Here is a 12,803-nt window from a genome sequence, read left to right as displayed (position 1 = left end):
ATTTTAGGCGGTAACTGTTTATACCAAAACAGCGGCTTTTTTTATAGAAACGGCATCGCTTTTCTTATTGAGGAAGCAGGTCCCCGTTCTTTCTATAAACCGTATATACGCAGGTCTTTGGAGTTCATTGCGTTAATGCGACACTATATTTGATTGAAATTCATTTAGGGGGGAATGTCATTATGGCAGCCAAGAAAATGCGTTCAGACATGATTAAAAAAGGCTTTGACCGTGCTCCACACCGTAGTCTCCTGAGAGCAGCCGGAGTAAAAGAAGAAGATTTCGGAAAGCCGTTTATTGCGGTCTGCAATTCCTATATTGATATTGTTCCAGGGCATGTGCATTTGCAAGAGTTCGGTAAAATCGTTAAGGAAGCGATTCGAGAAGCTGGTGGCGTTCCTTTTGAATTCAATACGATCGGCGTAGATGACGGGATTGCTATGGGACATATCGGCATGCGTTATTCACTGCCAAGCCGCGAGATCATCGCTGACGCCTTGGAAACTGTAGTTTCCGCGCATTGGTTCGATGGCATGGTCTGCATCCCTAACTGTGATAAAATTACACCGGGCATGATGATGGGCGCACTGCGTGTTAACATCCCAACCATGTTCGTAAGCGGCGGCCCAATGAAAGCCGGCGTAGATAGTAAAGGTAATAAGCTCTCTCTGACCTCGGTATTTGAAGGCGTTGGTGCTCACCAAGTCGGCAAAATCAACGATGCAGAGCTGCTTGAATTAGAACAATTCGGTTGTCCAACCTGTGGATCTTGTTCCGGAATGTTCACTGCCAACTCCATGAACTGCCTTGCAGAAGCACTTGGACTGGCATTGCCAGGTAACGGTACAATTTTGGCTGTTGCTGATGAGCGTAGAGAATTTGTTCGCAAATCCGCAACACAACTGATGGAATTGATTAAGCTGGATCTTAAACCAAGAGATATCGTAACTAAAGAATCCCTTGATAACGCATTTGCACTGGATATGGCAATGGGTGGTTCTACTAACACAGTGCTGCACACCCTTGCATTAGCTCAAGAAGCAGGTATCGATTATCCGCTTGAACGCATTAACGAAGTTGCAAACCGTGTTCCCTATCTGGCTAAGCTGGCTCCAGCTTCTGATATCTTTATCGAAGATGTGGACCGTGCGGGCGGCGTTAGTGCTGTATTGAATGAACTGCTGAAGAAACCAGGTGCTCTGTTCGGGGAATGTATGACCGTTACCGGCAAAACATTAGCTGAGAACGTAATCGGACACGAGATCCAAGATACTTCCGTAATTCATACTATCGACAACCCTTACTCCGAAAGAGGCGGTCTTGCCGTACTTTATGGAAACTTGGCTCCAGAGGGTTCTATCATCAAGGTTGGTGCAGTTGATGCTTCAGTAGGTGGATATCATAAAGGTCCTGCGATCTGCTTTGATTCCCAAGAAGCTGCACTGGAAGGTATCGCGAACGGTAAAGTTAAAGAAGGCCATGTAGTCGTTATCCGCTATGAAGGTCCTAAGGGCGGACCAGGAATGCCGGAAATGCTGGCGCCTACTTCACAAATCGTGGGTATGGGGCTAGGTGCTAAGGTCGGTCTGATTACAGACGGTCGTTTCTCGGGGGCTTCCCGCGGAATCAGTATCGGCCATATCTCTCCAGAAGCAGCTGAAGGCGGTCCGATCGCTTTTGTTGAGGATGGAGACATCATTGAGCTGGATCTCAACAACCGGAAGATTGAATTGCTGGTTGAAGAAGAAGTATTAGCAGTTCGTCGTACGGGTTGGAAAGAATTCGAACCTAAAGTTAAAACTGGTTACCTGGCTCGTTACTCCAAAATGGTAACCAATGCAAGTAACGGCGCAGTGCTGAAGATTTAATCCCTTTAGCAAAAAAGAATATTAAAACAAGCAAGAGCAGTCCCACCTTAGTATTTCTACTGGCGGGCTGCTCTTTTTTTAATTATCCCAATAAAAAAATGTTCTACAACCCATCGCTGGATTGTAGAACATCTCTTTACATGTCCACTGTAATACTTATCAATAAGATCATGAATCAATTGGTTACTGTCGCACCTGGCATTTCTACATCTGCAACCGAATCATTAAGTGACAACGATTCTTCCTGTTGCGATTTGCGTTTTTTTGCAGTTTTCGGATGATGAGGCAGCTGTTGATTCATCTTTTTGAGCAGCTCTGAAACAGGCATCAGGATAAGCTTCGGCACAAGGACCTCGCTCCGTTCTTTAAGCCTTGCCCCACCTGCTGGATGAATCACACTTAACAGGATTCTTAAGTAAAATTTGGAGGAACGTGCGAATAAGCCATCCGGCAAATCACGTACGGTAAAGCCGAATTTCTCCGGTCCCCGGTTAATCATGCTGACTCCGTAAAGCGCTTTGGCTTCTGCAAGATCCACATCTTTGGCAATGATCTCAGCAAGAATGGGCAGATCCTTTTCCATTCTGCGGATCATTCGAATCGCTAGTTGAGCGGAAGAACGTGAATGAATTCCTAATTCGAACAACTGTTTATTATCGATGTGCAGCTCAATGACTTTGTCGCCTTTACGCAGCAGCTCTCCACCCTCGAGTTCAACCAGTTCGCCCTGATATTTCCGCATCCGATAATGCAGGAAAGGATCTGACGGAGTAATCGTTTGGAGATGAAAAAGAGCTTGAAATACCTGTTCCCAAGCTAACCAAAGTCCTACAAGCACCCGTTTACCAAAAGATAAGCGCCGGATAGGTGACGTCTCAGCCATCTTAATCATCTCATCAATCCGAATGCTGCGTAGTCCCCGTTTACGGGCTTCCTCCAGAGTCTGCTCAAGAGCCACAAGCATATTCCCTGGAGCATCCGCATCTGCACCCAGCGTTGTGCCGCTATCATGCAACAACATCACTTCCCCGGGATTTAGACGGGCCAGCATCTTCTCAGTGAGTTTTTCGGCGCCGAGCTTCTCACGCCAATCGCCAAACATTGCCGACCAAAGCACAATTTCAACTTGGCGTCGTTTGGAAATATCAAATAAATTGACAATACCCCAAGGTGGACGGTAATACGTACTGCGTTCGCCAATAATATTATAGATAATATCATTCGTACGTTGAATCTGCCGGCGGACGGTTGCTGGCCGCATGAGCCAGTTCGTCTTGTGAACATAATTATGAATTCCGATGAGATGTCCCTCATCATGGATACGCTGAATAAGATCAGGATAACGTTCAGCATTAGAGCCGACTACAAAAAAGGTTGCTTTTGCATCATACCTCTTCAGTAATTCCAGCAGTAATGGTGTAAATCGAGGATCAGGTCCATCATCGAAGGTCAGTGCGAATTCATTTCGCCCAGTTCCTTTACGAAAGACACGGTAACCAAAAATCCGGCTGATCATACCAGGGATAAAAGCATAAAATGATGAGATGTAAAATAACCAGAGCAGCAAAGTCTGCATATTAATTCCCCGCTTTTCCAGAGTTGACTTTGGCTCGCCTAATGTCTGCAAGCAGAACCCGTGAAACGGCCAAGTGAAGTAGAATAAAAAAACGTTACCCCCTATTTTAACACATGTATCAAAGAAATAGACGCTTTTAAAGTAAAATCATGTACAATGTAATCAACCTGGCGTATCCACTTATAAAAAAAGGGAGTTGTTTATATCTATGCTGCCGTTATACAAAAAATATTGGCGCACATTTTTTGACATCGGATTAATTGTCCTCACGGTTTATTTAATTATGTTCTCCTTTAGTAAGCTGTATCAGTTAGCTGCACCTGTATTCCTGTCTTTTTTTGTGTTTTTGCTTATCGAACCCTTGGCCCGCTTCTTGAACCGCCGTGGTCTTGGTAAACCTTTTGCCTCCGCTATTTCAGTGCTGCTCTTTCTGATTGTGCTGTTAGGTACATTATTTGGTGCCGGTCTACTGATTACGATCCAGGCCCTTCACTTCCAAGAGAACCTCCCTAAATATACATATGTGGTGCAGCAGCATTTTGTGGAGACCACGACCTACCTGCAGCAAAAAATAGATAACTTGCCACCCGATATTACGAACAAGGTCAACGGGTACTTTAAAGATGCCACGGATGTCCTAACAGGATGGCTGATCACTTTTCTAAAATACATGGCCGGTATTCTAGGCTCCTTCTCCACCTTCATGGCCAATTTCGGGATAGCCATTATTTTGGCATTTTTCCTTAGCATGGAAATCAAAGATTGGCGTAAAATCGCGCATGACAAAATGCCAAAAACCTTTAAGAACGCCTTCGCCTTTTTGCAAGGCAATGTTTTTAAAGCTATCGGTTCCTATTTAAAAGCACAACTTATTCTGATCAGCATTACTTTTGCCATAGTTCTAGTCGGCTTATTTATTCTGCGAACCGGCAACGAAATCACAATGGCATTAGTCTGCGCGGTATTTGATGTTTTGCCGCTTCTTGGTGTGACGACAATTTTAGTCCCTTGGATCATCTATTTGTTCATCGTGGGCAATACATCACTGGCTATTGGATTAATTATCCTCCTTGCCATTGTACTAATTGTTAGGCAGCTGCTTGAGCCGAAGATTACCGGGAATTCAATTGGCGTATCCTCAGCCTTCCTTATGCTGTCGTTCGTCATTCTGTCCACATCTGCTTTCGGTATGGCTGGTCTGATCCTGTCGCCGATTCTGCTTATTCTGATAAAAGAACTGATTCAACAAGGGTATCTTCAGAGCTGGATCTATCTTCCGCAAGAGGAATTTATCATTTCGCCCTTTGCAGCTAACGGTCCAGCTTCCAATCAGACCAGCTCTGCGCCACCACCTGAACCTCAAGCTCCAGAGGGAACCGATGATAATAAATCCAATATCTGACCGAACAGCTTAACGGCTAGATGTGAGCTGTCCGGAGCGACGTTCTCCACCGCTACCGACACAGCATATCTGGGATGATCCAGCGGCCCATAGCCGATAAACCATTGATTGTTACGCGGCATACCCTTAACAAGGGTTTGTGCCGTACCTGATTTCCCGGCAACCGGCCATTTCGTGCTCTGCAGACTTGTGCCGGTTCCATCCGTAACTACTTTACGCATCCAGGACAGCAGCTGGCGGGCTGTAGATTCTGAGATCCTCCCGGCAGTTGAAGGGGAAAGATGACCCGGCAGATCCTCTAGCTTTTGCCCATTTGCAAAGGTTACACGCTGGAGAATTCTTGGCGCTCTCACTTCCCCGCCATGCAGTAACGTCACCACCAGGTTCGCTGCCTGAAGTGGAGTCACTTGCACATCTCGCTGCCCAATGGCCGTCTGCACTCTGGCGCCTGGATCATCCGGCAGCAAAGAAGTAAAGATCGTCCCCTTCTGCTCACCGGACAGTGGCTTAAGAACTGGAAAACCAAGCGTATTCTCCGCTTGCCAGCTAATATCTCTTCCGAGCCCCAGCGCGAGTGCTGTCGCTTGAAGCTGCGCCCCACTCAAACGTTCTGCCAGCGCAGCAAATACAGTATTACAGGACACGGCGAACCCTTGCGCCAGCGTGAGGGGACCGTGTCCTTTTCCTTTTAGACAAGACAATCCATATTTCTCATATTGCCCTGAACAATAGAAAAGCTCATCCGCTGAGGTGACCCCGGCTTCTAGTGCTGCTGCTGCTGTGACGATTTTGAAAATTGATCCAGGTACGGCAGCCTGCAACGCCCGGTTATTCCACTCTCCCCCTTCAGGGGATATCTTCTCTGGGTCGTAAAAAGGTAAAGATACCATGGCTTCAATATCTCCCGTTCCGGTGTCTAACACCACCACGGCTCCTTCCTTCATTCCAGCTTTGACAGCTAACTCCTCTATTTGTTCCTGAAGCTTTTTATCAATCGTTGTATATAAAGACAGCGGATAATACGGATTACCCGGGGCTCGTACTTGAATGGGAATGCCCGGGACACGTTGCCCGCGCGCATCAACCTGAGCATATGCCTCAGTATGCCCTACACCTCGAAGCAACGGCTCCAGGGTTTTTTCTAACCCGTCCGTTCCTTTCATCGGAATTCTCAGCCCCGATGGGGAAGCCTTCCCACCAGTGATTGGTACCGCTTCCGATAAATATCCAAGCCACTGCCGACCAGTTGCTTTCCCATCATATCTGCGAGCAAAAGGAAACACGCCTACGCCGTCGATCCCCAATGCACTCACTTCTTCCGCTTGTGCGGATGTAAGTGCGAGCGGTCCTTTTCCCACTGAGGATGGCCAAAGCAATGGTTCTTTAAGGGAAGAGCGCTTGTTTAGCAATTGCTCATAACTCACTCCAAGGATAGCTGCCAACCGGTGCATGGACTCAGCTTCTTCGTATACGACCTGCGTCACGGTATTCCTAGCCTTCGCCTCTTGAGGAAAAAACGCAGCCGTCCAAATGGTTTCCCCGGCAAGGGGTTCACTCTTTCGGTCATACAGACGCCCCCGCCCAGAGTCCAATACCGTCTCCCGTTCGCTTTGAATTTCTGCCATCTTTGCAAGTGTATATTTCGTTCCAGGGACCGTCTGTTCCTTCATAAACAGTTGAATCCACGCCAGCCTAAGGACCAACACGGCTACTACTGAACATAAAATAATCAGTCCGCCGAGTATACGTCTGTGGACATTATTGTGCAATCCCATTCCTCCTGACTGACGTTCATAGCCTTTATTATGTCCCACCCGCTGGATTATTTACACTCATGCTTAGTTAGCTAATTTATAGCCTTTTGAATAGCACAAAGACCAGTCCCAAATAATTGGAGACTGGTCTTTGTAGTTAAAAATATTTACTTAGGTTATGCAAAGTTACAAATTAAATTTGGACAGTTTTTCTTGCAACTGCCGGGACGCATGCTCAAGCTGCTCAGACAGCTCCACTAAATGATCACTCACACTTTGTTGCTCCCCACTAAGCGAAGCCACTTCTTGAGAAGCTGCTGATGATTCTTCTGCAATGGAGCTGATATTGCCCATCGAATTTGACAGCACCTTCTGGGATTGGCTCAAGCTATCCATCGATAAAGCAACAGATTCCAAGCGTGTAATAAAATGACGCATCTGATCCTGTACAGATACGAAGATATCGCTAGTGCTCTCCACTGAAGTCACCTGCTGATTAAAAAGAGGGGCTACTTCCGAGAGAACACCTACGGTCTCGTTCATATCCTTCATAATGGTGTCTGTTATATTAGCCACCACAGCAATGGATTCTTTGGACTGATCTGCAAGCTGACGTATTTCATCGGCCACTACCATAAATCCCCGGCCGGACTCCCCTGCCCTTGCCGCTTCTATCGTTGCATTTAGAGACAAAATATTCGTCTGCTGTGTAATATTCTGCATAACATCAAGCACCTTCATCACTGATGATGTGGTGTCTTGCAGCTCATTCACTTTCAGCACAAGCTTATTCGTCATATCGCCCGTCTTATTGGTCTTGCCAAGCAGCTCTTTTAACTCATTAAAACCTTCTTCACTAAGCACGCCGATACTATGTGCGGTATGATCCATCTCATGCGTAGCTGAGTTCACTTTGTTCATTTGCACCGAAATTTGCCCCGTAAGCTCGTTACCCTGGTCCGCCTCCAAAGCTAGGCTGCCTGAACCTCCGGCAATTTCTTCTGTTGCTGCGGCAATCTCTTTGGCTGCCATCGCTGTCTTACGCGATACTCTACTAAGTTCATCGGCAGTTTCCATTACCTTCCTCGCGGTTTCATTAGTATGGATTACCAGTTCTGTGATCCGTTCCATCATCCTATTAAAGGAACCCGATAACTGACCAATTTCATCTCGTGAGGTAATATCCGTACGTACTCCAAGATTTCCATCTGCCCCTTGAGACATTAGATCCTTAAGTCGGGTCAAGGGCTTAGATACCATTCTGTACATCCAGTAACCAATTAGAATGGCGACAATAGCAGCCACCGCAACAATAATATATGTAGTTTTTAGAATACGAAGTGCGTCTTTCGTAAGATTCTCAGCCGGAACAACACCAAGCAATCTCCAGCTGGAGCTTTCCATCGTCCCGTACACAGCCAGAATGGATTTTCCTTTCTCATCCTTCGTTGGCAATGACCCAGCCTCAAGCTCCAAACCATGAAGAAGAGTCCCTCCCAGACTGAGATAAGTATCTGTTCCCACTTGCTGGGACGATGCGATCAATTCATCCTTATCCGTCAGCAATTGCATGTAAGAGCTGGGTCCGAGATCAACTTTACGAAGCTGATTTTCTAATTCACTAATTCTAATATCACAGATAATTATGTATCCCGGGCTTTGTGTATCCCCAGCTATCGATTGTGCCAAATGAAACATACCCGAAGTATTTCCGGCTTGCCCCTGTTCTGTTCGGGGAATCCACAATGTTTGTGGTTGCTCCTCAAGCTGCTTGAACCATGAGGACTCTCTGAATTCTTTGATAAAAGCGCTGTCTTTTGATCCCGCTGACGAAGTAGGGACTTCCTGATTCATCGGGATGAGGTATACAGCTTCTACCCCCTTTGATGCGGTCAGCCAGGCATTTAGCTCGGCGCTAATCTGGTTGGACTGCAAATTACGCTCCTCATTACTTGTAGTGGGATTATTCCCTTGTTTGAGTGCATCCTGAATCTCATTGTTGTAAAGAATTCTTCCTAGGCCATCCTCATAACGCAATAATTCAACATCAAACTTCTCTGCAGCTTGGACGACTGTCTGTTGATTGGCTGACAGCGCGTTATTCTCGATCGTTTGCTCAGCTACGGAATAGGAAATGTAGCCAAGTGAGAGAACGAGCACCATTGTTGAGATGAAGAAGATGAGAAAAAGCCGCACCCCAATCGATTTGGCAGGGTGCAGCTGGAAATGCGCCTTTTCTTTTTTTACTTGCGACTTCATCAATTGTTCACCACCGTTGTCTTCAGTTATGCCTGCTGGCTTATCTCTTACAAGGTCATGAACAATTCCAACGCCCGATCGGCAAGATATGGTAAATACTCATGACCGTACTCATAATAAACCATAAGCTCTTTGGACGCTAGTATTTTATTGTATGCGGCAAATTGAGTTGAAGGTGGACAAATCGTATCGGATAACCCGGTAACCCACAGTACTTTAGCCTGTATTCTTTCGGCAAGATTCTGAATATCGATATAACCGAGCCTATTAAAAATCTCATCCTCACGCAAATGATGGGGATCAAAAAACCGGAAATAATAGTTGATCTCCTCATAAGCTGAAGTGGTAATATCCAGCTCCCAAGCACGTTTATAATCTGAAAGGAAGGGATATACAGGCAGGGCTATTTTTATACGAGGCTCTAATGCTGCACAAGCCACAGTCAGCGCTCCACCTTGAGATAGTCCAAAGGCACCTACACGTTCAGGATCAACTTCATCCATAGACATCAGAACTCGGGCAGTCTGTGCCGTATCCAAAAACACATTGCGATAATAAAGGTTATCAGGATTAGGATCATCCATCCCTCGAATGATATGTCCGCGTATCGTAGTCCCTTTTACGGTAAGGTTATCTTCGGAGAGGCCACCCTGGCCGCGACAATCCATCGCCAGGACGCTAATCCCGTGAGCAGCATAAGCCACCTTCTCCATCCAATCCCCGCTGTCACAGGAGTATCCATGGAACATCACTACACCGGGACCTTTTTTATGTACGCTGTTCTTCGGTCTTACATATTTGCAATGGATTCTTGCACCGCCAACTCCGGTAAAATACAAATGAAAACATTCCGCAAGTTCACTGACAAACTCCGCTGGTTCCAGTTCATAATCCAGCGGCTGTGCATCCAGATCACGCAATGCCCGCTCCCAAAATCGCTCGAAATCATCCGGTTTTGGACTACTTCCGTTATATTCCTTTAACTGTGACAAATTCATGTCGCTTCCCAAAATATTATTCCTCCTTAAGTTATGTAACGAAATTGTTCGCTTGCTGTTCGTAACCGCGAAGTTCGTTACAGTTACTATGCTAGATAGAAACGGAAAACCCAATATGGGTTTTCCGTTGATGTATGGATATCTACGAGGGGGTAGTTGCGATGGGATAGTGAGATGGGATAGTGAGATGGGATAGTGAGATGGGATAGTTGCGTTTTCTGCGACTGGATAGTTTAGTCGCAGCTCCGAGGCTGGATAGTTGCACTTTGTGCAGCTATTATAGCTGAATATGTGTTTTTTCCCTTTTAGTTGCACTTTGTACAACTAACAAACGGTAAAAGGAGCTTTTGGGGGTTACTTCGCTGATATAGTTGCACGAAGTGCAATTATATCGCCTAGTAACCAAAAAAATGTTAGTTTAAGTGCACATAGTGCAACTATTTACGTCAGAGCCATAGAGTAACTAAGTAACTAAGCAACAGAGTAGCAGAAACGCCAACAGAGCCACATTCACCACTCACTCGCTGCTTGCCTATTACCTCCACAACTAATCATATTCCACGTACCACTACCTTCTTATTACCTCCACAACTAATCACATTCCACGTACCTACTACCTTCTTATTACCTCTACAACCACTCACATTCCACTTGCACCTATCTTCCCATTACCTTCACAACACCCACATTTTCCATCTTGCCTATTAACTTCTTTATAATCGGCACAGTAACAGCTTCTGGCTGGATAGTTGTACTTTGTGCAGCTATTATAGCTGAATATGTGTTTTTTCCCTTTTAGTTGCACTTTGTACAACTAAAAAACGGTAAAAGGAGCTTTTGGTGGTTACTTCGCTGATATAGTTGCACGAAGTGCAATTATATCGCCTAGTAACCAAAGAAATGTTAGTTTAAGTGCACATAGTGCAACTATTTACGTCAGAGCCATAGAGTAACCAAGCCATAGAGTAACTAAGCAACAGAGTAGCAGAAGCGCCAACAGAGCCACATTCACCACTCACTCACTGCTTGCCTATTACCTCCACAACTAATCATATTCCACGTACCTACTACCTTCTTATTACCTCTACAACCACTCACATTCCACTTATCCGCTATCTTCTTATTGCCTTCACAACACCCACATTTCCATTTTGCCTATTAACTTCTTTATAATCGGCACAGTAACAGTTTGCGACTGGATAGTTGCACTTTGTGCAGCTATTACAGCTGAAATATATTTGTTTCTAATCTTAGTTGCACTTTGTACAACTAAAAAACGGTAAAAGGAGCTTTTGGTGGTTACTTCGCTGATATAGTTGCACGAAGTGCAACTATATCGCCTAGTAACCAAAGAAATGTTAGTTTAAGTGCACATAGTGCAACTATTTACGTCAGAGCCATAGAGTTGCACTTTGTGCAGCTATTACAGCTGAAATATATTTGTTCCTAATCTTAGTTGCACTTTGTACAACTAAAAAACGGTAAAAGGAGCTTTTGGTGGTTACTTGGCTGATATAGTTGCACGAAGTGCAACTATATCGCCTAGTAACCAAAGAAATGTTAGTTTAAATGCACAAAGTGCAACTATTTACGTCAGAGCCACAGAGTGACTAAACAACGAAGTGATCAGAATCGCCAACAGAGCCGAATTTCCCCCTCGCCTGCTACTTATCTATTACAGGCGATAATGTGTCGTTCTGTTGTACATTCTGCAACAGAACACGGAGGTCGCACAAGGCAACCTCCGCACTGAGCACACCCAACAACATTCAACACACCAAACCCAACACACTTCTTTCGAACTCTACGCTACGCAATTCTCCGGAACTCTAGCATACTCACTGAAAATATAGGTTATTAAGTCCAATTAGATTTTGCCTAAACCTGCATCATCGCCAACCTCTTCATGGGTTTCGATGACATAGTTGACGATTTCATCAACCGTTGTATAAGCAACGCCTACATAAGTATCAGCCGCGCCATAATAGATGGCGATACGGCCGGTTTCTGCATCATGCAGAGTAGCACATGGGAACAGGACGTTATTCACAAAACCTCTTTCCTCGTACCATTCTTCTGGCGTTAATACAAAGTTCTTCGAGCGATATTTTACTTTCGAGGGCTCATTGATGTCCAAAATAACCGCTCCCATACTATACACAAGACCATTGCACGTTCCAGTTACGCCATGGTAGAACATCAACCAGCCTTCAGTAGTTTCAATCGGCGCTGGTCCGCCACCAATTTTGACACTTTGCCACCAGCCTTGACCACCCTTGGTCATTACATGGCGGTGTTTTCCCCAATATACGAAGTCAGGGCTTTCACTAAGGAATACATCACCAAATGGCGTATGGCCACTGTCACTTGGACGGGACAACATCACGAAGTTGTTGTTGATTTTTCTAGGGAACAGTACACCGTTCCGGTTGAATGGCAGGAATGGGTTTTCCAAGCTGATAAATGTTTTGAAATCTTGTGTTTTTGCTACCCCAATAGCTGCTCCGTAGAAATCTGTACACCAGATAATATAAAATGTATCTTCAACCTTCACCAGACGCGGATCGTAAGCATAACGCGGCTGATAAGCATTACCTTCTTCATCTATAAATCGGATCGGCTCATCATCGATTTTCCAATCCAAACCATCCACACTATGTCCCATACGCAGATGCGGACGAGTAGTGTTATCTTCTACACGAAATACACCAATAAAACTGCCTTCATACGCAGCAACCGCACTATTGAAAATACGGGCTACACCTTTTGCAGGATTTCTTTTGATAACCGGGTTATCATTATGTCTCCAAATCGGATTTTCGTAGCCAGCAGGCTTTTCTTGCCAAGGCATGTTCGGGATGTTAATTGCACTTGCTCCAACCAATTTTACTTCACTCATTAGTTTTCCCTCCAAATGTATGCAACTTTTCAGTATGCTATTTTATC

Annotated in this window: 7 protein-coding genes; 2 read left to right on the top strand and 5 right to left on the bottom strand. The window is 45.2% G+C overall.

Annotation, left to right across the window (positions count from 1 at the left end; genetic code table 11):
* Nucleotides 1-182: 182 nt before the first annotated feature.
* Nucleotides 183-1,868: a dihydroxy-acid dehydratase gene (gene ilvD / locus MKY54_RS08570; RefSeq protein WP_339172495.1), complete on the top strand. Its 1,686-nt coding sequence runs from the start codon at nucleotides 183-185 to the stop codon at nucleotides 1,866-1,868.
* Nucleotides 1,869-2,043: 175 nt separating this feature from the next.
* Here the strand turns inward: ilvD and MKY54_RS08565 are convergent, their stop codons facing one another.
* Nucleotides 2,044-3,444, bottom strand: a complete 1,401-nt coding sequence (locus MKY54_RS08565; RefSeq protein WP_076303411.1) for a polysaccharide deacetylase family protein — start codon at nucleotides 3,442-3,444, stop codon at nucleotides 2,044-2,046.
* A gap of 208 nt (nucleotides 3,445-3,652) precedes the next feature.
* Here MKY54_RS08565 and MKY54_RS08560 point away from each other — a divergent pair, with 208 nt between their 5' ends.
* Nucleotides 3,653-4,846 carry an AI-2E family transporter gene (locus MKY54_RS08560; protein WP_339190207.1) on the top strand — a complete coding sequence of 398 codons (1,194 nt, stop codon included), beginning with the start codon at nucleotides 3,653-3,655 and terminating at the stop codon, nucleotides 4,844-4,846.
* On the opposite strand, the gene MKY54_RS08555 is transcribed toward MKY54_RS08560, so the two are convergent.
* The 4 genes from MKY54_RS08555 to MKY54_RS08540 form a co-directional block, all read right to left on the bottom strand.
* Nucleotides 4,804-6,621, bottom strand: coding sequence for a penicillin-binding protein 2 (locus MKY54_RS08555; RefSeq protein ID WP_339190206.1), 1,818 nt, complete (start codon nucleotides 6,619-6,621; stop codon nucleotides 4,804-4,806). The genes MKY54_RS08560 and MKY54_RS08555 overlap by 43 nt on opposite strands.
* Nucleotides 6,622-6,786: 165 nt before the next feature.
* Nucleotides 6,787-8,859 (bottom strand): methyl-accepting chemotaxis protein, encoded by a 2,073-nt coding sequence (locus MKY54_RS08550; RefSeq protein ID WP_339190204.1) that lies wholly within the window; start codon nucleotides 8,857-8,859, stop codon nucleotides 6,787-6,789.
* Nucleotides 8,860-8,906: 47 nt separating this feature from the next.
* Nucleotides 8,907-9,869 carry an alpha/beta fold hydrolase gene (locus MKY54_RS08545; RefSeq protein ID WP_339190202.1) on the bottom strand — a complete coding sequence of 321 codons (963 nt, stop codon included), beginning with the start codon at nucleotides 9,867-9,869 and terminating at the stop codon, nucleotides 8,907-8,909.
* Nucleotides 9,870-11,724: 1,855 nt separating this feature from the next.
* Nucleotides 11,725-12,756 carry a glycoside hydrolase family 130 protein gene (locus MKY54_RS08540; protein WP_339190200.1) on the bottom strand — a complete coding sequence of 344 codons (1,032 nt, stop codon included), beginning with the start codon at nucleotides 12,754-12,756 and terminating at the stop codon, nucleotides 11,725-11,727.
* Nucleotides 12,757-12,803: the final 47 nt, after the last annotated feature.

It is taken from the genome of Paenibacillus sp. FSL P2-0121 (assembly GCF_037975345.1).
In the GTDB taxonomy this organism is placed as follows: domain Bacteria; phylum Bacillota; class Bacilli; order Paenibacillales; family Paenibacillaceae; genus Paenibacillus_AQ; species Paenibacillus_AQ odorifer.
This window is presented reverse-complemented; position numbering and strand designations above follow the sequence as displayed.

Bases quoted from the DNA above. Each gene is read 5' to 3' on its own strand.
- MKY54_RS08550 (WP_339190204.1), bottom strand. From the start codon at position 8,859: ATGAAGTCGCAAGTAAAAAAAGAAAAGGCGCATTTCCAGCTGCACCCT.
- ilvD (WP_339172495.1), top strand. From the start codon at position 183: ATGGCAGCCAAGAAAATGCGTTCAGACATGATTAAAAAAGGCTTTGAC.
- MKY54_RS08555 (WP_339190206.1), bottom strand. From the start codon at position 6,621: ATGGGATTGCACAATAATGTCCACAGACGTATACTCGGCGGACTGATT.
- MKY54_RS08565 (WP_076303411.1), bottom strand. From the start codon at position 3,444: ATGCAGACTTTGCTGCTCTGGTTATTTTACATCTCATCATTTTATGCT.
- MKY54_RS08560 (WP_339190207.1), top strand. From the start codon at position 3,653: ATGCTGCCGTTATACAAAAAATATTGGCGCACATTTTTTGACATCGGA.
- MKY54_RS08540 (WP_339190200.1), bottom strand. From the start codon at position 12,756: ATGAGTGAAGTAAAATTGGTTGGAGCAAGTGCAATTAACATCCCGAAC.